Below are 20,830 nucleotides of genomic sequence, written 5' to 3'. Positions count from 1 at the left end.
TTTAAAATCGTTTTGGAATCTTTTGCCCATTCGGAACAGGCGTTTCAGCATTTTTTAACACGCCAAATAGCCAAACTTCGGCATGTTGTACTGCAATTTTCAAATCATCACCTAACGCTAGACGACCTGCAATATAACTTGCCAGAGAACAACCTGAACCATGATATTCGCCTTCCAAACGTGGACAAGTGCTTTCAGTTATACGTTCACCATTCATATATAAAATATTGCGAATATAGTCGGGTGTGTCTTCATGACCGCCTTTAACCAAAACGGCTTTAGCACCCATTTCAAATAATTTCTGGGTCGCTGCTTCTAAGTCATTTAGTCCTGTTAACGCACGTAGTTCCACTGTATTTGGTGTCAAAATTGTGGCAAGTGAAATTAGTTCAACAAAAGCTTGAACCAAAGTAGCCTGATCTCCTAAAGAACCACCACTGTTAGCAACTAAAACAGGATCTAGTACATAAAGATAATCTGGATGCTCACGTAAAAATTGCGCAAGTGCCGCGATATTATCTGTTGTGCCTAACATGCCAGATTTGACGCATTTAATGGGTAAGTCTTCAACCACAGCATTGGCTTGGGCGAGTAACAATTCTTTGGATGTGGCTTCAAAGCCAAAAACCTGTTGTGAGTTTTGGATGGTCAGTGCTGTACAGGCAATGGCAGCATGTGCACCACTTTGTCCGATGGCTTCAATATCGGCTTGTAATCCTGCACCGCCAGAAGGATCGAGACCAGAGAAACAAAGTACGGTTGGGCGCACAGTTATTATCCTTAAACGATTTGATTTGCGTTAGTATAGGCAAGTTTGAGTAAAGTCTCGACCCTATTTTTAATAGGATTTTGATGGGAATTCGCCTGTAGCTGATTTGAGTATAACTTGTGAACACCGTAAAACATATTTTGATTGATCTGGATGGAACATTAACCGACCCAAGAGTCGGAATTACCACTTCAGCCCGTTATGGTTTAAATAAAGTGGGCTTTCCAATTGCCGATCATGAAAATATTGACTGGATCATTGGGCCGCCGTTAAAAGCTTCACTCGCCAAACTGATCAATGTCGATGTAACTCATGATTTGGCTGAACAGGCTTTATTAGGGTATCGTGAGCGTTTTGCAGTGACAGGTTTATTTGAAAATGAACTCTATCCCGATGTCATTGAGACTTTGAAGACACTTAAAAATCAAGGTTATCAATTGTATTTAGCCACTGCAAAGCCGCATGTCTATGCGGTGCGTATTTTAGAGCATTTTGAATTATTACAATATTTCACCCATCCTTATGGAAGTGAGTTGACAGGTGAGCGAACAAATAAAGGTGATTTGATCGCGTACATACTCGAAAAAGAACAATTAAATCCTGCTGAATGTTTAATGGTTGGGGATCGTGAACATGATATTTTGGGTGCGCGTCGTCATGGCATTGAAACAGTTGCGGTTGAGTATGGTTATGGCTCAGAGCAAGAGCTTAATCTGGCGGCGCCCAAATATAAAATCAAAAGTTTTAAGCAATTACTTGATCTATTGACCTGAATGGATAAATACCAAATCCGAACAGCATCTGGTTAGACTTTATTTTATGATGATGTCCCAATAATAAGTCATAAGTATTAGGGAGTACTCATGTTGAAAAATTTAGTCCTCAGCACTGTGTTAATATCGGGTTTAGTAGCTTGCCATGCATTTCCAAACGCTGATTCTGGCAAGCGGGTACAGGTGGCCAAATCACTTCAAGGGAAACAGTGCGAACAGCAAGGTTTGGCTATTTCAGTATTGAAACAACAATTGCAGACAAAACATATCCACGTCTATGCCGAATCTATTGGACATGATGGCATGATGAGACCTCAGATGTGTGGTGCGCCAGATGGTAAAGTTGCAATATTTAGTATCGATCAGAAACAATTGGCTCAGGCGCAAGCACTTGGCTTCTTAGTCTATCCAACCCAATAAAAAACGAATCCGTTGATCTATTTTTAGCTAGACCCAAGGGATGATTCCGTTGGCTGAACAACTTTGAAACCTATGCGAAATTATAAAATTGACATCTTAAGAGGTGTTTCTATTCTTTTGGTGTTACTGCATCATTTTAATATTCCTTATAAGTTACATGATACATGGTTAGGCATTTCAGTGTTTGGAGAGCCTTTAAGTACTTTAATTGCTCGTAATGGTAATTATGGTGTGACGATATTTTTTGTGATTTCGGGGTTTTTAATTACCCAACATACCTTACAAAGAAACGGTAGCCTAGCACAGATACAACTTAAAAATTTCTATATTCGCCGTGTGGCACGGATTATTCCCTGTTTGGTACTTTTGGTTGCAATGGTGACCATCTTGGGGTGCTTAGGACTCCAGCCATTTTTAAACCAAACACCGAATGGTATTGAAGTTCCTTATGGCTTGACGGTTTTTGCAGCCTTTACCTTTTGGATGAATATTCTGATTATTGAATATGGTTGGGTCAATTATGCGCTTGGCGTATTATGGTCACTTTCTGTTGAAGAGGTTTTTTATCTCGCATTTCCATTGTTATGTTTAACATTGGCTAGAGGCAAAGCCTTTGTTTTATTTCTTGTATTGATTGTTGCCTATGCACCATATTTCCGTTCACTGCATTATGGTGAAGAAAGTGGGGCATATCTTTATCATTATTTCTCGAGTTTTGATGGTATTGCGATTGGCTGTTTAACGGCTTTGTTTGCTCAGAAATTTTCGATCCAAGCTGTCCAGATGAAATGGATAATTCCTGTGTTGGTTTTTTTGATGAGCATGTTATATCTCTATGCGCCCATTAAAGAGGTGAGTACATGGAGTGTGACTGTATTTGCGTTATTAACAGCAATCTTGATTTTCTGTTTTGCTCAACGTCCACAAGCCCATCATCTTTCGATTGTTTCAAAAATCATGGTGTGGATTGGACAGCGCAGCTACGAAATGTATTTATTTCATCTGATTATTTTGGGATTGATCAAAGTTTTGTATTTTCCTAAAACCACCTTGCCCGATCAGAAAATCATGTTGCTGCTAATCTTTTTTGTGGGAACTTTTGTTTTTAGCTGGTTGATTGAAAAATATTATTCTACGCCTTTAAATCATAAGATTAGACAGAAATGGATCACAAAAAAGCCTCAGGTCAACTGAGGCTTTCGACGCGTATGATCTATTTTAAAATTGTGGTTTAACCACCACCAAAATGACAACAGCAAATAAAATCAGGGTTGGCATTTCATTAAAAAAACGCCAGAATTTATGTGATTTATAATGCGCATTGCCAATCAGTTTTTTGCGATAGTAACCACAGACAAAGTGGTAAATCACTAAAAGCGCAACTAAAGCAACTTTAAGATAAAACCATACCGCCTGATGATAATGCTGTGTGGCATCACCCCAGTCCACCAAAAAATGAGCAGTAATTAAAGTGGCAATCATGGATGGCCACATAATTCCCCGATATAGTTTGCGTTCCATCACTTCAAAGCGTTGATGACTAATTGTGTCTTCGCTCATGGCATGATAGACATAGAGGCGAGGCAAATAAAACAATGCCGCGAACCAGCATACTACAGCTATGATATGTAATGCTTTTACCCAAAGGAAAGCATCAGTCGGTGCATCCATCGATTATCCCTAGTGGGATATTAGGCATCCCACTTCTTGAAAATAAGGCAGGCATTTACGCCGCCAAAGCCAAAACTGTTACTCATGACAGTATTCAGTTTTGCATCACGTTTTTCAAGTACGATATCAAAACCTTTGGCGCCTTCATCCAATTCAGTCACGTTAATGTTCGGTGCGATAAAGTCATTTTGCATCATTAGGACAGAATAAATCGCCTCTTGTACACCTGCTGCGCCCAAACTGTGACCTGTCATCGATTTAGTTGAGCTGATCGCTGGAACTTGACCTTCACCAAATGCGCGTTCCATGGCTTTGAGCTCGGTCACGTCACCCGCTGGTGTCGAAGTACCGTGTGTATTGACATAGTCAATCTTCTCGACACCATGTTGTTTGGCTTCATCTAGTGCCATTAGGATACAACGTGTTGCACCTTCACCACTTGGGGCAACCATGTCTGCTCCGTCAGAGTTTGCCGCATACGCTACGACTTCAGCAAGAATGTTTGCACCGCGTGCTTGAGCGTGTTCAAGTGACTCAAGCACCACGAAACCGCCACCACCCGCAATCACAAAACCATCACGGTCTGCTGAATAGGGGCGAGAAGCAGTTTCAGGCGTATCATTGTATTTTGAACATAATGCACCCATGGCATCAAACAATAAACTTTGTGACCAGTGGTCTTCTTCACCACCACCCGCAAGCATTAAATCTTGTTTGCCAAGTTGAATCAGGTTAAAGGCATAACCAATCGCATCGGCAGAAGTTGCGCATGCGCTGGTAATAGAGTGAGCCACGCCCTGCAATTTAAAAGCAACGCCTACGTTTGCTGTGATGGTGTTACTCATATTACGCGGTACGAAGAAAGGCCCGACTTTACGTGCACCTTTTTCTTCAAGCAGTTCAACCATTTCAACCACAGAATGTGTTGAGTTACCACCGCTACCACCCGCGATACCATAACGCGGATTACCTGCTAAATCTTCGACTTTTAAGCCAGCATGTTGCACAGCATCGACCGCTGCATTGTATGCGTACATCGCACATACGCCCATAAACCGTTTAATTTTACGATCAATATGATCAAAGTTTTGTTCCGCTGCTGCGCTAACATGACTCTTAAAGTTGAGTTCAGCATAAGATGGGTTAAAACGTGTCCCAGAGATTCCATTTTGAAGTGAATGAGTGACCTCTTCCAAGGAGTTACCGATGCATGAGTTAATCCCCATGCCAGTGATTACAACACGTTTCATCTACAGATCCCTTATATGGTGATGGTTTTGAGTGCGACGAAATTCGACATTATTGATAGAGGGAGATTAAAGCCCGAAGAATTGCGTCACTCATGTTTGAGATTGATATCATGATAACAGAAAGAATTTTCAATTCTTATGGCAAATTTTATGCGCATTGCACAAAGACAAAAATCATGCGCTATCTAAGTTATTTGAGACAATGCTTTACCAAAAGAAACAGATTAAAGTTGAGATAAGTCCACACTACACCTAGTATTTATCACTAAATGCAAGAATCAAAACATAGAGGTACTTGATGACAAATTCTAATAATAATCAATCGCAAAGTTTGCTTGGCACGGCGTTTGGAGTGGCTAAAAAGCTCAGTTCCAGTGGTTTAAATGCTTTAGGTCATGTTGCACCTGGCACAGTTTCAAAAATAAACACGGCTGTTGATCAGGCACGTACAGTGGATGGAAGCGCGCGTGTAAAAAATCCATTGGAAGTTGAACAATACGAAAATCCACAGCAAATGTTGCGTCAGCATTTACCTAAAGTCTCACAGCAATTATTAGGTCGTCATTACAATCGCATTTACAGTGTGGCCAGTTTTTTATCGCCAGAAATTAATGAAAAAATTTCAGATTATCTATTTGATCGATTAAATGATTTTACCGAACAAACCAGCTCTGCCACTAAGGTTTTGGAAGAGGCAGGTGCGAAGTCACTACAAGAACTTCAAAATAACCCTGATCGTTCACAACGGATCAGTCAGGCATTGATTGAACAAAATAAAATTTTAGCTGTTGCTCAAGGTGCGGTCAGTGGTGCAACAGGTATAGTCGGTGCTGCGGTTGATGTGCCTTTTTCACTGGCATTGGCGTTAAGAACGATCTATCAGACAGGTCGCGCGCATGGTTTTGAACTGAACCAACAACAAGAGCAAGATATTGTTGAATTTGTTTTTAAAGAAATTGATTTGGGATTGGTTGCAGAAAAGCAAACATTGCTCATGGCGATCAAGACTTTAAAAAATATGCTCCAAACTCATGATTTATCGCAGTTTCAGCAACTTTTAGGTTCAACTAATGATACTGAGTTTTTGAAAAAATGGTTGGTTGATGATCAGGGACAGTTTAAGTATAAATGGTTAAATGGTTTTTCTAAGTTTTCTGCGATTGGAAAATTAAGTCCACTTGCAGGAGCAACGGTGAGTGCGATTTATAGCTGGCGTTTAATTGAAGATGCTGGGCAAAAATCTCAGGCAATTTTTGGTGGTGCACGTCATTATTTATTACAACATCCTGATGCACAGATTTCGCCACTTAAGGCATATTTAGCCTTGGAACAACAGGTTGGAAAAGCCAAGCATTCATTGATCAGTCCCAATACTCAAGCCATTTCTCAGCAACTAGAGCAACCTAGTACTCAGGAAATTAAACAAGGCGTTGATGTACCGACAACTTCAGCAAGCATAAAGAAAGTCACAGTTAAAGCGCGTAAGCCTCGGACTGCACCAACACAGCAGGATTCAGCGCAAAAGGTTGAAGAGGGTATTCATTCATTGGCTGAACAATACGTTGAGCCGCACGAGCAAACTGAGCAACAGCCTGCCTTGACTGAAAAAACTGCACCAGTGCCTGAATTAGAAGCGATAGAGGCTAATGTTGAAGCTGAGGTTGCTAAACCGAAGCGCAAGCGTAGCGTTAAACCTAAAACTGAATAGAGTTTTTTTGTCATCAAAACTTAAACAAAGCCTGTTAGGGTGCTGAACAATAAAAAGCGCAGCAATGCCAGAAATGGTCAACATTTGCGAACCATGCCAATGTTGACCATTTTTATATCTTGGCTTACAATTGTATGCCCTCAAAAAGAGGTGTTTTCTTTTTGAGGTTTTTTATTAACGGGAGAATTGCCATATGGCAACAACAAATCAGTTGATCCGTAAGGGTCGCACAACTTTGGTTGAAAAATCCAAAGTTCCTGCGTTGAAGGCTTGTCCACAACGTCGTGGTGTATGTACACGTGTTTATACCACTACCCCTAAAAAACCTAACTCAGCAATGCGTAAGGTTTGCCGTGTTCGCTTAACTTCTGGTTTTGAAGTTTCTAGCTACATCGGTGGTGAAGGTCATAACCTACAAGAGCACAGTGTTGTTCTTATCCGTGGTGGTCGTGTTAAAGACTTACCAGGTGTACGTTACCATACCGTTCGCGGTTCTTTAGACTGTGCTGGTGTGAAAGATCGTAACCAGTCTCGTTCTAAATACGGTGCGAAACGTCCTAAGAAGTAATTCTTAAGTCGTTCCAAGCTGCAATCCTTTAGCGTTTCGCTTGTCCAGATTTCAAATTGAAATTCAAGCGACGTATAGTAAGGCCAGCGTAGCGTGCATGACACTTGCACAATCTGCTGGATCACCCTGAAGTGTCATATTTATAGGTAGTTTTAAAATGCCAAGACGTCGCGTAGTCGCTGCTCGTGAGATCCTTCCAGATCCAAAATTCAGCAGCCAAACAATCGCTAAATTTATGAACCACGTTATGCAAGACGGTAAAAAATCGATTGCAGAAAGTATCGTTTACGGTGCTTTAGACCGCGTTCAAGAAAAAAATAAAGTAGACCCAGTTGAATTTTTTGAAGCTACGCTTGAAAAAGTTCGCCCTATGGTCGAAGTAAAAGCACGCCGTGTTGGTGGTGCTACTTATCAAGTTCCTATGGAAGTGCGCCCATCCCGTCGTACTGCCCTAGCGATGCGTTGGTTAGTAGATGCTGCTGCAAAGCGTTCTGAAAAAACTATGGCTTTACGTCTTGCTGGCGAGTTGCTTGATGCAGCTGAAGGCAAAGGTGCTGCAATCAAAAAACGTGAAGACGTGCACCGTATGGCTGAAGCGAACAAAGCCTTCTCTCATTACCGTTTCTAAGCGGATAAAACAGTCCCTTATCAGGAGAATACTCATGCGTACCGCATCTCGATTTAACATCGCACTTTACCCTAGCGGGGGATTTGCGGGTATTTAAGTTGCCCCCACTGTGAGTATTCGCGCGCATCAATCCTGTATTGGTGCGTCCTGTTTTAAACATCATATTTAGGAATGTAAGTCATCATGGCTCGTCAAACCCCGATTACCCGTTACCGTAACATCGGTATTTCTGCTCACATCGATGCAGGTAAAACTACAACAACTGAACGTATTTTGTTCTACACAGGTGTATCTCACAAAATTGGTGAAGTACACGACGGTGCAGCAACAATGGACTGGATGGAACAAGAGCAAGAACGTGGTATTACCATTACTTCTGCTGCTACGACTTGTTTCTGGTCTGGTATGGCGAATCAGTTCGAACAACACCGTATCAACGTCATTGACACCCCGGGACACGTAGACTTCACGATCGAAGTTGAACGTTCTATGCGTGTTCTTGATGGTGCGTGCATGGTTTACTGTGCAGTGGGTGGTGTACAACCTCAGTCTGAAACAGTATGGCGTCAAGCGAACAAATATAAAGTGCCTCGTTTGGCGTTTGTAAACAAGATGGACCGTACTGGTGCTAACTTCTTCCGTGCAGTGGAACAAGTTAAAACTCGTTTAGGCGGTAATCCTGTGCCTATCGTTGTGCCAATTGGTGCAGAAGATACGTTCCAAGGTGTTGTTGACCTGATCGAAATGAAAGCGATCATTTGGGATGAAGCTTCTCAAGGTATGAAGTTTGAATACGGCGAGATTCCTGCTGATCTTGTTGATACTGCTAACGAATGGCGTACCAACATGGTTGAAGCAGCTGCTGAAGCTTCTGAAGAGTTAATGGACAAATACCTAGAAGAAGGCGATCTTTCTAAAGAAGACATCATCGCTGGTCTTCGTGCGCGTACATTGGCATCTGAAATTCAGGTGATGCTATGTGGTTCTGCGTTCAAGAACAAAGGTGTTCAACGTATGTTGGATGCTGTGATTCAATTCTTACCTTCTCCAACAGAAGTAAAAGCGATTGAAGGTATTCTTGACGACAAAGCTGAAACTAAAGCATCTCGTGAAGCATCTGACGAAGCTCCGTTCTCTGCACTTGCATTCAAAATCATGAATGACAAATTCGTAGGTAACTTGACTTTCGTACGTGTTTATTCTGGTGTCCTTAAACAAGGTGACCCAGTATATAACCCTGTGAAGTCTAAGCGTGAACGTATTGGTCGTATCGTGCAAATGCATGCGAACGAACGTCAAGATCTTGATGAAATCCGTGCAGGTGATATCGCAGCGTGTGTAGGTCTTAAAGACGTAACCACAGGTGATACACTGTGTGATGAGAAAAACATCATTACGCTTGAGCGTATGGAATTCCCAGAGCCAGTAATTTCTTTGGCTGTTGAACCAAAAACTAAAGCTGACCAAGAAAAAATGTCAATCGCTTTAGGTCGTTTGGCGAAAGAAGATCCATCATTCCGCGTTCGTACAGATGAAGAATCTGGTCAAACGATTATTGCGGGTATGGGGGAGCTTCACCTTGACATCATCGTTGACCGTATGAAGCGTGAATTCGGTGTTGAAGCGAACATTGGTAAACCAATGGTTGCTTACCGTGAAACGATCAAAAAGTCAGTTGAACAAGAAGGTAAATTCGTACGTCAAACGGGTGGTAAAGGTAAGTTCGGTCACGTATATGTCCGTCTTGAGCCGCTTGATGTTGAAGAAGCTGGTAAAGAGTACGAATTCGCTGAAGAAGTTGTTGGTGGTGTAGTTCCTAAAGAATTCTTTGGTGCGGTTGACAAAGGTATTCAAGAACGTATGAAGAATGGTGTCTTGGCTGGTTATCCCGTTGTGGGTATCAAAGCGACATTATTTGATGGTTCTTACCATGATGTCGACTCTGATGAATTGTCGTTCAAAATGGCAGGTTCTTATGCCTTCCGTGATGGTTTCATGAAAGCAGATCCTATTTTGCTTGAACCAATCATGAAAGTTGAAGTAGAAACTCCAGAAGACTACATGGGCGATATCATGGGTGACTTAAACCGTCGTCGTGGTATGGTTCAGGGTATGGACGATCTTCCTGGTGGAACAAAAGCCATTAAAGCAGAAGTTCCACTTGCTGAGATGTTTGGTTACGCAACTCAAATGCGTTCTATGTCTCAAGGTCGTGCGACATACTCAATGGAATTTGCTAAATATGCTGAGACTCCACGTAATGTGGCGGAAGGCATTATCGCGAAATTCCAGTCAGGCGGTAAAAAAGGTGACGACGAGTAATCTTTCGATTACTATAAGCCCAAACTAATTTTTAGTTAAAAAACCAAGCGCTCATGAGCGACCCTCATGAGCAGTTTATAAAGGAAAAACTCATGGCTAAGGCTAAGTTTGAACGTAATAAACCACACGTAAACGTGGGCACAATTGGTCACGTTGACCATGGTAAAACAACTCTTACTGCTGCAATCGCAACAATCTGTGCGAAAACTTACGGCGGTGAAGCGAAAGATTACTCACAAATCGACTCAGCTCCTGAAGAAAAAGCACGTGGTATTACCATTAATACTTCACACGTAGAATACGATTCTCCAATTCGTCACTACGCGCACGTAGACTGCCCAGGCCACGCCGATTATGTTAAAAACATGATCACTGGTGCTGCTCAAATGGATGGTGCGATCCTTGTATGTGCTGCGACTGATGGTCCAATGCCACAAACTCGTGAACACATCCTTCTTTCWCGTCAGGTGGGTGTACCTTACATCATCGTATTCTTAAACAAATGCGATCTAGTAGACGACGAAGAGCTTCTTGAGCTAGTAGAAATGGAAGTTCGTGAACTTCTTTCTACTTATGACTTCCCAGGTGATGACACTCCAGTAATCCGTGGTTCTGCGCTTAAAGCGTTGGAAGGCGATGCTGGCGARTACGGCGAGAAATCAGTTCTTGACCTCGTTGCTGCACTTGACTCTTATATCCCAGARCCAGAGCGTGCAATCGACAAAGCATTCTTGATGCCAATYGAAGAYGTATTCTCWATTTCTGGTCGTGGTACAGTAGTAACTGGCCGTGTAGAATCRGGTATCGTTAAAGTTGGTGAATCAGTTGAAATCGTGGGTATCCGTGATACTCAAACTACGACAGTGACTGGCGTTGAAATGTTCCGTAAACTGCTTGACGAAGGTCGTGCAGGCGAGAACTGTGGTGTATTGTTACGTGGTACTAAGCGTGAAGACGTACAACGTGGTCAAGTATTGACTAAGCCAGGTGCGATCAAGCCACACACTAAATTTGACGCAGAAGTATACGTACTTTCTAAAGAAGAAGGTGGTCGTCATACTCCATTCCTAAATGGTTACCGTCCACAGTTCTATTTCCGTACCACTGACGTCACTGGTGCAATCCAGTTGAAAGAAGGCGTGGAAATGGTTATGCCAGGTGACAACGTAGAAATGTCAGTAGAATTGATCCACCCGATCGCAATGGACCCAGGTCTACGTTTTGCGATTCGTGAAGGTGGTCGTACTGTAGGTGCTGGTGTTGTTGCGAAAGTAACTGCATAATCACTTTATAGTAAAAGAACGCTCCGTTTGGGGCGTTTTTTTATGCCTGAATTTAAATAATGCTTTAGTGACATGCTTTTGTGATAGTTTTTGGGCTATTTAGCTTTTTAAGGTTCGTTAGAAAAGATCATTCTCCATATTTTTTGTCATCATGACCTAAACTGATAATTCTGTGTCCTTAACTGCACTTAAGGCTTTTGATCAATACCGTATGATAACAACGAAGAAAACAAACAATAAATAGCAATGGCGTCAGCGTCATTGAGGAGTAATGAGCATGAATGCTAAGGTAAATATTTCAAATCGTGCGGGTGCAAGTTTTCCAGTCCGTCGTATGAATTTTGATTTTGACCATGTACCTGAATATTGGATGAATGGTTCGGCAGGATTGACCCATTTTATGACCGCATTGTCTGCTTTATTTCCAGATGGCGAAAAACTCTTTATCGATTCTGTCCGTGCAGTTCGTTATCATCCTGCGATTAAAGACAATGAAGCGCTACAAAAAGAGATCAGTGCTTTCATTGGTCAGGAAGCTATGCATACTCAAGAGCATGTAGGTTTTAATGCATCAGCACAAAAGTATGGACATGATGTTAATAAATTAGAAAAACAGACTAATGTGGTCATTCAGACAGGTCGTAAAGTCTTTGCCAAAGTAGTGAAACCTTTTGGCATGACACAGGAAATGGTGGATTTAACCGCAACCACAGCTCTTGAACATTTTACCGCAACGATTGCTTCAGAACTATTACGTAATCCTCATATTCAGGAACTTATGACCGATGACACCATGAAATATATGTGGCTCTGGCATGCGGTTGAAGAAAATGAACATAAAGCCGTGGCTTACGATGTGTATGAGGGTATTTTTGGTCGTGGTTTAAAAGCTTATGCTTTGCGTAATACCGCATTACTGGTGGCAATGGGGCTGATCTTTGTTACGCAGTCTTCTTTTGTTGTTCGTCTTTTACGTGAAGACAAAAAACTCAATTTAAAAGAGTTAACGATGATTTATAAATATGCCTATAGCCCGTCAAAAGGGATTATTACGGGTATGACGGGTGAGATGTTGGCTTATTTTAAACCTGGATTTCATCCCAATGATTTAGATACTGTTGAGTTGTTAAAAAATTGGAAAGCCAAACTGGGTTTATAAAGTTAAATGCTCATGCAAAGGGCAATGCATGAATTGCCCTTTTTTTATGGTGTAGGATTCTATAAGATCAGATATCTTTTCATTCGCTTAAATTGCTGACATGCAAAATATATTGATTCGTTCCATGCAAACCAACGATGTTCAGGCTGTTACCCAAATTGAACAGCAGGTACAAACGCATCCGTGGACAGCACAGCAGTTTTTGGAGTCGGTTGAATCCTACCAGAGTACCGTGATCGAACAGCAAAATCAGATTCTAGGCTTTTGTATTTTGCAGCCTGTGTTGGATGAAGCGAATTTATTATTAATGGCGATTCATCCTGAATTTCAGGGGCAGGGCTTAGGTTATCAACTTTTAGAAAAGTCGATTGAATTACTCAAAAACCATCCTGTGCAGATTTTTTTAGAAGTGCGTGAAAGTAATTTAGGGGCGATCAAGCTATATGAAAAATCTGGTTTTCATCAGATTGATCTAAGACGCAATTATTATCCAAAACCTGATGGCACACGTGAGCATGCGATTATTATGGTGAAAAGTTGTAGTGATGATTTTGCGGCTTTATTTAAATAATTGATTTAAATAAAGCGCATTATTTAATGGAATGGATAATATTTACTCGACGATCAAATTATTCCATTCGGAAGGCAGTGTCGTCATCAATGAATTACCCAAACGTTGTATTTCTTCTGCGCTAAGTGCCCGATTGAGTCTACGCCATTGACCATCAAGTAAAAGTTCAAGCGGAATATACTGAGATTTATAATTCATTTTTTGTGAATGCGGTACCCAGTAACCTAAATACAAATAATCCAGTCCTAACGTTTTAACGTATTCCAGTTGTTTTAAAATGGCAAAAACACCTAAAGAGCGTCGACTTTCATTAGGGTCAAAAAAAGTATAAACCGCAGATAAACCATCATCCATTTTGTCGCTGGTTGAAACACAAATTAGTTGATCATCTTTCCAGAGTTCAATAAAAAAACTTTCAGTACAGCTATGCACTAAAAATTTTTCAAATTGATCCAGACTTGGCGGGTACATATCACCATCTGCATGCCGCTCATTGATATAACGTTCATACAGTTCGTAGTGTATTTGGCTTGCTTGATGGGTTGGCATAATTTGCATGCGCAAATCTTGATTACGCTTCCATGCTTTTTTCTGCACGCTATTCATTTGAAAATCATGAGCAGGAACACGACAGGATAGACACTGGCGACATAAATGACATTCTGGACGATAAACAAAATCGCCACTGCGGCGAAACCCAACTCGTGAAAGTTCAGATAAGGTCACTACATCGATACGGTGAATCGGGTCTAAAAATACCATTCGCGCAGATTTATTTTCAAGATAACTACAGTCGTGCGGAGGCGTGATGTAATACTGCAAATCATTGAGCAGGGACTTGGGATGATAAGATTTCATATTATTGGTCCCTCGTTATTATCATTCAATTAACTTTGCATTTTCGGCAACCGTTTTACTTGAAAATACACGCTCTTGATAATTTTTCCAATCGATAGGGGGGCGAATAATTACATCTTGTAACGATTTTAAATATTCTTGCCGAGAAAGTGTACAGGCACCCAAGCTAAGTAAGTGATCATTGACTAACTGACAATCAATCCATGCCAATTGATTTTCCTGTCCGAGAAGCATCAAAGCGTAAAATGCCATTTTTGAAGCATCGGTACGGACGCTAAACATGGATTCACCAAAACAGCCTCGACCAATACTCACGCCATACAAACCGCCAATGAGTTCCTGATCATCCCAAACTTCAACACTGTAGCCATAACCTTCACGAAACAGCTCAACATAGCCTTGTACAATGTCCTCAGATATCCATGTTTCGCTGGTGTAATTACGCGGCAATGCACATGAACGCATGACTCGTTCAAATGCTTGATTGATGGTAATCCGATAATCCATCTTTTTCATGTTGCGTAATAGGGTTTTGCTGGGTTTGTATTGATCAGGATAGATCACACAGCGTGGCTCTGGACACCACCAACAAATGGGATCGCCTTCATTGAACCACGGAAAAAGCCCATGTGTGTAAGCTTCATATAAGGTGGATGGTTCTAGATCTGCTCCAATACAAATCAGACCCTGACCTTGTGGATCAGACTCAATAGGATCTGGAAAAAGATACATGGATGGAAGCAGCATGATGGGAAGACGATAAAAAAGATCGGCCTTATTTTAGCCGATCCACACAGATAAAACAGGTCATTTACGCAAATAGCCTGAGTTGTCGGGCAATCGTTAATTTATCTGCGGCCAGAAACTCCGCTGCTTTCTTCTCAATAATCGCTAAACTTTGTGCTTGATCGCTAATGGTATTTTTATCTGCATCCAAGACATACCAGTTTAATTGATTGAGAACCTGTTGCACGTACTGAGCAAATTCATGCGCAGTCGTTAATCCATCGATAAAATGAGCACGATAAAATAGCTGATGAAAATGCTCAGTTGGAATACCAATTCCAGTCAAGGGACTAATGAGTGCCTGATAATTTTGATGGAAATTGGCTTGTTGAATTAAATAGTGATTAAGTTGTTGGCACTGTACCGTAACTTTTTCACTTGGGGTTATGCTCTGGCAAGGTTGAGCAAAACCTAAATGAGATAGAATGACCAGCGCATTTAAAATCTGCGCATAATTTAGCTGCGGCAGTGCTAACTCAAGTTCCCGAATGGTTTGTGGCTGATATTCATGTTTTAGAAAATGCTGACCTATGGGGTGATAGATTTCTTCGATCAGATTAAATGTACCCAGATAACCAGTAATATCATGAGGCAGAAATTCAGGTGAGCTGAGTAAAATAAATGCGGTATTTCTTAAACGTTCTTGAGTTTGTAAAGCGGTAAGTGAATTTTTACCTCGTATAAACAAATCACGACGAAACTGCGTACTGGCAAAATAGTCACGGCATTGTTCCTTAAAAATAGGATGCTCAATCGCATTTAAGAAATCCTGATGCTCCTGAGAAAAATTAATATTATCCAGATGCGTATTTAAGTCACTGGAACCAGCATAAGTAAGTTTAATTTCTTCCAGTAAACGCACGACTTGCTGAAATGAGAAACATTGCCAATCCTGATTTAAGTACTCATGAATCAGATAATTTGGATTTTGATTTTTTAGTTCGCCCACTTTTGACAGCGCATGGGGATGGCGTTTCACAAATAATGGATTTTGAGCGAGCAAAGATTCACTAAAATCTAACGCATCTTTAACTTTCTGGATTGGGTTGGTACTTTTGCTATTAAATTTGAAATGACTATGGAATAACTCACGGATCGGCATATTCGCGGCCCAACCTGTGACACAGTTATAACTGATATACACAATGCCACTCGGTTTTAGGTATTTTCGTATAAATTTTAAAATAATCAGTTGGTTTTCATAGCTAATCCAGCTCCAGATCCCATGTAAGCTAATAGAGTCAAACATAGGTAAATCAGGTTTGTTGAGCAGTTCTTCAAAACTATCATCATAAAAATAATGTTCGGTCTGACTATGTTCAGCAACTTGGTTGGCATGTGCTGCATGTGCAGGATTGAAATCTGTTCCCCAAAAAGTTCCTTCATTGGACGCTGCATGAATATTAATACTGACCCCTTGTCCAAAACCCAGTTCACAATGCTGATGGGTTTCACTAGAGCTTGGGCAATCAACGCCATTGAGCAATAAACAAAAACGCTGATAGTTAGGACTCAAGTCTCGATAATAACCATAGGTATAATTTACTTCTGTTTGATAGCCGTTGGTCCAAGTTATAGTCATAAAGCTTCCTATTTAATGTGGTAATTTAATTAAAATATTCTTATAAAAAATAGTTAGATAATAGTTATAGCGTGTCCTTAAACAAAAAAACCACCTTTATTGGTGGTTTTTTGTAGCTTACTTAATTTTTGCAGGGTCTAAATCATCCACTTAGATACTGTCTAAATAGAAATCTGCATCTAGCGCGGCCATACAGCCTGAACCCGCAGAGGTAATGGCTTGACGATAGATATTATCAGCCACATCACCTGCAGCAAAAACACCCGCTACAGATGTTGCAGTCGCATTGCCTTTGGTTCCGCTTTGTACTTGGATATAACCATCACGGAGTTCTAGCTGGCCTTCAAACATGCCAGTATTGGGTTTGTGGCCGATGGCAACAAATAGTCCTTGTACATCGATGGTTTGAGTTGAATCATCTTGAGTCGATTTTAAGCGAACAGAAGTTACGCCTGTATTATCGCCCAACACTTCATCGACTTGATGATTCCAGATAATGCTGATTTTGCCTTCTTTTTCTTTGGCAAATAGATGATCTTGTAAAATTTTCTCAGAACGCAAACTGTCACGACGATGCACCAGTGTCACATGTGAAGCAATATTGGAGAGATATAACGCCTCTTCAACTGCTGTATTACCGCCACCGACAACCATGACTTTTTGGTTTTTGTAAAAGAAACCATCACAAGTTGCACAGGCACTTACACCCTGACCCATAAATGCAGCTTCTGACTCTAGCCCTAAGTATTGAGCAGTTGCACCTGTCGCAATGATTAGTGCGTCACAGGTATATTCACCCATATCACCTTTTAACACGAATGGACGAGTTTTTAGATCAACTTCATTGATATGGTCATACAGGATTTCTGTACCAAAGCGTTCTGCATGCGTTTGCATACGCTCCATAAGCGCAGGCCCTGTCAATCCTTCAGGATCACCCGGCCAGTTATCGACTTCAGTTGTGGTGGTGAGTTGACCACCGAGCTGTAAACCTGCAATTAAAACAGGTTTTAAATTGGCACGTGCAGCATATACCGCAGCGCTATAGCCCGCAGGACCTGAACCCAAAATAATTAACCGCGAGTGACGAGCGCTCATCTAAGCTTCCTTATTTATACTAAAATTGAGAAAATTATACGTGAAAGTCGATCATAAAGGGGCTGATTTGATGTCGATAATATTGATCATCTAAATCGAATTGAGCTATATAGATAAAAGTCTCAATTGTAGACAATTTAAAAAAATCCTTTAATGTTGTGTCATCAGGTGAATTGCCCCTGACAACAAGATTAACAACAAGCGTAAACAATCATGCATCTTTTTTGTAAGAACAGGTGCATAATATAACCTTTATTCGTAGCGACCTTTTGACGTTACGACATAACAAGATCAATCTATAACTGGGTTACAGGACAGTATATGACTGCGGTGTCAAGTGTTTATGCACAGCGCTTATTAATCACATTATTTCTGGTTTCTTTTGGGATCTATATGTTTCTGGCAACAGTGACCTATACACCGTTTGATCCCGGCTGGATGCATATTTCAAGTGACACCCAACAAGTGTCTAACGCAAGTGGTGTGGCAGGGGCGTGGATTGCTGATTTGCTCTTTGGCTTTTTAGGCTGGGCAAGTTTACTGATTCCACTGTTTTTGTTTATTGAAGCAATACAGGTTTGGTGGTCACGCAGTTTTTTAAACCGTCCATTTCGTTATGCCGCACAGTTTTTTATTATTTTGGCGACATCTACCTTATTGTATTTACACTGGAATCTGCCTGCCGATACACTGGATAATGCCTCTGGGGGGATTATTGGTTATGAGATCGGAGAAAGCCTGAGTCATTTATTAACCATCTATGGCGCAACTTTATTCTTATTGGTGTTTTGGGTGGTTTTAATCACATTTGCCTTTGGGATTCAGTGGAATAAAACGTGGGTGACATTAAAAGCGACACCTGCTTATTTACAGGATTTGTTCTATAAAAATGTATCTCCTCATGAGTCTGATTTTGATCTGACGGATCCTCCTAAAAAGACAATTGCTTCGCCTGTAACCACGGCCGTATCAAGTTCAAAAGTTGAAACTTCTGTAGCTGGTTCTGAGTCTGATATTCAGCCACAATTGCATTCTTCTCCAACAATCAAAGCAAATGGTTATGTAAGTGATGCCACCGCAGAACGATTATTTGATGATGTTTTAGCCAAAGAGCAGGCTGCAAACCAACAAATTTTAGATGATGAAGATCCTGAGGAATTTGAAAAAACTATTCAAAAGGCGCACCAACTCCAAAAAGATAGTCAGCGTTTAGTCGCAACTGGAGAAGTCTGGCGTGCCTTACAATCCGATGATCTGAATCATAAACAGGAAATTGATGCCTTACTTCGTGCGGCTGATGATGCGCAAGAAGCACCGCGTTCGCCGTATGATCATTTACAGCAAGTGGCCCAGACTGACGCTGAAATGACCGATTATTCTGCTCAAGCTCAAAAAAAATCGTCTCTGGATTGGAATGACGATGAAATTTTTGATGAGTTATTGGCGGCTGTACCTAATAATAAAGCAGCTGATATTCATACGCCATTTGTCGAAAATACCTCAGCGCATGTGCATGTTGAACATGATGCAGATGGATTGATTGAGCAGGTGGAACAAACCATTCAGCAAGCAGCAATTGCCCCATCAACACCTAAAAATATGCATTATGCTGAGGAACTTGATGATCTGACTGATTTATTGGTCGATGATGAAGAACCTAAAGCTCAAGCTACAATTCAAACCACAAGCAGTTATGCGCAATCCACCCCATTTGTTCAAGCTTCGATCCAGACCGATTTAAATCATAAGTTATCTAAAGAAGAATTTATTGAGGCTTGGCAGGAAACCGCAGGTAAACCTGATGATGAGCTCGATGAATTTGACTTTGATGCACCATTAACAGATATTTCAGGTCGACCGATGTCACGTGCTATGCAAGTGGCACAAAAACGTCGTGATTTGCCGACCTTACCGGGTTTTGAGTTGCTCGATAAAGTGGATCCAAATAAAAAAGTCAACTTTACCGCAGAGCAATTGGAACGTTTGTCGGAATTACTGGAAATTAAGCTTCAGGAATTTAATGTCAAAGCCAAAGTGATCGAAGCGCAACCTGGACCTGTAGTGACCCGTTTTGAGCTGGATTTGGCACCCGGTGTTAAAGCTTCTAAAGTCACCAATATTTCACGAGATTTAGCCCGTTCTATGTCAATGGCATCGGTTCGTGTAGTGGAGGTGATTCCGGGGAAACCTTATATCGGGATTGAAGTTCCGAACAGTACTCGTGAAATGGTACGTTTGATTGAATTGCTAGAAACGCCTTCTTTTAAAGATCCTGAGGGTTTACTCTCCATGGCCATGGGGAAAGACATTTCAGGTAATCCTGTCATTACTGATTTGGGTAAAGCACCCCACATGTTGGTCGCAGGAACCACAGGTTCTGGTAAATCTGTGGCGGTAAACTCGATGATTTTATCGATGTTATTAAAATATACGCCAGATCAGTTACGTCTGATTTTGATCGATCCTAAACAGCTAGAACTTGCCAACTACAACGATATTCCGCATTTGCTGACGCCTGTTGTGACTGACATGAAAGATGCGGTCAGTGCTTTAAACTGGTGTGTCAATGAAATGGAGCGTCGCTATAAACTGATGTCGTTCTTAAAAATTCGTAAACTTGCGGATTACAATCGTAAGGTTGAAGAAGCGATTGCGAATGGTGAAGACTTAATTGACCCGACGTGGAAGCCAAGTGATTCGGCAACGCAGGAGCGTGCACCACGTTTACAACCCTTACCTTCTATTGTCATTGTGGCAGATGAATTTGCCGATATGATTATGCAGGTCGGTAAAAAAGCCGAAGAAATGATTACCCGTTTGGCACAAAAATCACGTGCTGCGGGCATTCATCTATTGCTTGCCACACAGCGGCCTTCGGTTGACGTGATTACAGGGTTGATCAAAGCCAATATTCCGACACGTGTGGCCTTACGTGTGAACTCAAAAATTGACTCACGTACTATTTTAGATGCGGGTGGGGCAGAAGACTTATTGGGTCATGGTGATATGCTATTTCTTGGGCCGGGTAAAATTGAGCCTGAGCGTGTACATGGCGCATTTATCAGTGATGATGAAGTTAACCGAATCTGTGATGCATGGCGTGAGCGTGGTGATCCAGACTATGTTGATGAAATCCTGACGCCTTATGATGAAGAACCTACTTCACGTGGTTTTGAAGACAGCGGAGAAGGTGGTTCAGATCGTGACATGTTATATGACCAATGTGTCGCCTTTGTTTTGGAAACCCGTAAAGCGTCGACTTCTTCGTTGCAGCGCAAATTTAGTTTGGGTTATAACCGTGCTGCAAGAATCATTGATCAGATGGAAGAAAACGGAATAGTGAGCGCGATGGGTGCAAACGGTAAACGTGAAATTTTAGTTTAA

18 protein-coding genes are annotated in these 20,830 nt (G+C 41.3%); 11 read left to right on the top strand and 7 right to left on the bottom strand.

The genetic code is table 11. From position 1 onward, the window contains the following. Window position 1: 1 nt before the first annotated feature. Window positions 2–769, bottom strand: a complete 768-nt coding sequence (locus tag JR005_RS02095; protein WP_151833278.1) for a hydroxymethylpyrimidine/phosphomethylpyrimidine kinase — start codon at window positions 767–769, stop codon at window positions 2–4. Window positions 770–888: 119 nt separating this feature from the next. On the opposite strand from JR005_RS02095, the gene JR005_RS02090 reads away from it, so the two are divergent. From JR005_RS02090 to JR005_RS02080, 3 genes are all read left to right on the top strand, one after another. Continuing rightward, the gene (locus tag JR005_RS02090) at window positions 889–1,542 is read left to right on the top strand and encodes an HAD-IA family hydrolase (RefSeq protein WP_151833279.1); all 654 of its coding nucleotides are present in this window, start codon (window positions 889–891) and stop codon (window positions 1,540–1,542) included. Between the two features lie 90 nt (window positions 1,543–1,632). Next, complete coding sequence (locus JR005_RS02085; RefSeq protein ID WP_151833280.1) at window positions 1,633–1,962, top strand: hypothetical protein; 330 nt, start codon at window positions 1,633–1,635, stop codon at window positions 1,960–1,962. 72 nt (window positions 1,963–2,034) lie between these two features. Beyond that, window positions 2,035–3,156: an acyltransferase family protein gene (locus JR005_RS02080; protein ID WP_218665499.1), complete on the top strand. Its 1,122-nt coding sequence runs from the start codon at window positions 2,035–2,037 to the stop codon at window positions 3,154–3,156. Between the two features lie 24 nt (window positions 3,157–3,180). Here the strand turns inward: JR005_RS02080 and hemJ are convergent, their stop codons facing one another. Both hemJ and JR005_RS02070 read right to left on the bottom strand, forming a co-directional pair. Further along, on the bottom strand, window positions 3,181–3,633 hold the full coding sequence (gene hemJ, locus JR005_RS02075; protein ID WP_004991052.1) for a protoporphyrinogen oxidase HemJ: 453 nt from the start codon (window positions 3,631–3,633) through the stop codon (window positions 3,181–3,183). A 20-nt stretch (window positions 3,634–3,653) separates the two neighbouring features. Further along, window positions 3,654–4,883: a beta-ketoacyl synthase N-terminal-like domain-containing protein gene (locus tag JR005_RS02070; RefSeq protein WP_004991050.1), complete on the bottom strand. Its 1,230-nt coding sequence runs from the start codon at window positions 4,881–4,883 to the stop codon at window positions 3,654–3,656. Window positions 4,884–5,181: 298 nt separating this feature from the next. Between JR005_RS02070 and JR005_RS02065 the strand changes: the two genes are divergently transcribed. From JR005_RS02065 to rimI, 7 genes are all read left to right on the top strand, one after another. Then, on the top strand, window positions 5,182–6,591 hold the full coding sequence (locus tag JR005_RS02065; protein WP_004991047.1) for an EcsC family protein: 1,410 nt from the start codon (window positions 5,182–5,184) through the stop codon (window positions 6,589–6,591). Between the two features lie 193 nt (window positions 6,592–6,784). Continuing rightward, a complete protein-coding gene (rpsL, locus tag JR005_RS02060; RefSeq protein WP_000246374.1) occupies window positions 6,785–7,159 on the top strand; it encodes a 30S ribosomal protein S12 in 375 nt (124 codons plus the stop codon). 157 nt (window positions 7,160–7,316) lie between these two features. Further along, window positions 7,317–7,787: a 30S ribosomal protein S7 gene (gene rpsG, locus JR005_RS02055; protein WP_004901967.1), complete on the top strand. Its 471-nt coding sequence runs from the start codon at window positions 7,317–7,319 to the stop codon at window positions 7,785–7,787. Between the two features lie 183 nt (window positions 7,788–7,970). Further along, a complete protein-coding gene (fusA, locus tag JR005_RS02050; RefSeq protein ID WP_004991045.1) occupies window positions 7,971–10,109 on the top strand; it encodes an elongation factor G in 2,139 nt (712 codons plus the stop codon). Window positions 10,110–10,201: 92 nt separating this feature from the next. Beyond that, complete coding sequence (gene tuf / locus JR005_RS02045) at window positions 10,202–11,392, top strand: elongation factor Tu (protein WP_004991043.1); 1,191 nt, start codon at window positions 10,202–10,204, stop codon at window positions 11,390–11,392. A gap of 277 nt (window positions 11,393–11,669) precedes the next feature. Beyond that, window positions 11,670–12,551 (top strand): metal-dependent hydrolase, encoded by an 882-nt coding sequence (locus JR005_RS02040; protein ID WP_004991038.1) that lies wholly within the window; start codon window positions 11,670–11,672, stop codon window positions 12,549–12,551. Window positions 12,552–12,663: 112 nt separating this feature from the next. Next, window positions 12,664–13,122: a ribosomal protein S18-alanine N-acetyltransferase gene (gene rimI / locus JR005_RS02035; protein WP_010588904.1), complete on the top strand. Its 459-nt coding sequence runs from the start codon at window positions 12,664–12,666 to the stop codon at window positions 13,120–13,122. 42 nt (window positions 13,123–13,164) lie between these two features. Here the strand turns inward: rimI and JR005_RS02030 are convergent, their stop codons facing one another. From JR005_RS02030 to trxB, 4 genes are all read right to left on the bottom strand, one after another. After that, window positions 13,165–13,980, bottom strand: a complete 816-nt coding sequence (locus JR005_RS02030; RefSeq protein WP_218665498.1) for an arginyltransferase — start codon at window positions 13,978–13,980, stop codon at window positions 13,165–13,167. A 21-nt stretch (window positions 13,981–14,001) separates the two neighbouring features. Next, window positions 14,002–14,730, bottom strand: a complete 729-nt coding sequence (gene aat, locus JR005_RS02025; RefSeq protein ID WP_026039972.1) for a leucyl/phenylalanyl-tRNA--protein transferase — start codon at window positions 14,728–14,730, stop codon at window positions 14,002–14,004. A gap of 61 nt (window positions 14,731–14,791) precedes the next feature. After that, window positions 14,792–16,348, bottom strand: coding sequence for a class I SAM-dependent methyltransferase (locus JR005_RS02020; protein ID WP_004991031.1), 1,557 nt, complete (start codon window positions 16,346–16,348; stop codon window positions 14,792–14,794). Between the two features lie 150 nt (window positions 16,349–16,498). Beyond that, a complete protein-coding gene (trxB, locus tag JR005_RS02015; RefSeq protein ID WP_004991030.1) occupies window positions 16,499–17,446 on the bottom strand; it encodes a thioredoxin-disulfide reductase in 948 nt (315 codons plus the stop codon). Between the two features lie 321 nt (window positions 17,447–17,767). Between trxB and JR005_RS02010 the strand changes: the two genes are divergently transcribed. After that, on the top strand, window positions 17,768–20,830 hold the full coding sequence (locus JR005_RS02010) for a DNA translocase FtsK (RefSeq protein ID WP_044436319.1): 3,063 nt from the start codon (window positions 17,768–17,770) through the stop codon (window positions 20,828–20,830).

Origin of the sequence: Acinetobacter sp. Colony158 (assembly GCF_019264745.1) — a bacterium.
GTDB classification, from domain to species: Bacteria; Pseudomonadota; Gammaproteobacteria; order Pseudomonadales; family Moraxellaceae; genus Acinetobacter; species Acinetobacter ursingii.
The sequence above is the reverse complement of the archived record's forward strand: the minus strand, read 5'-3'. Positions and strand labels throughout refer to the sequence as shown.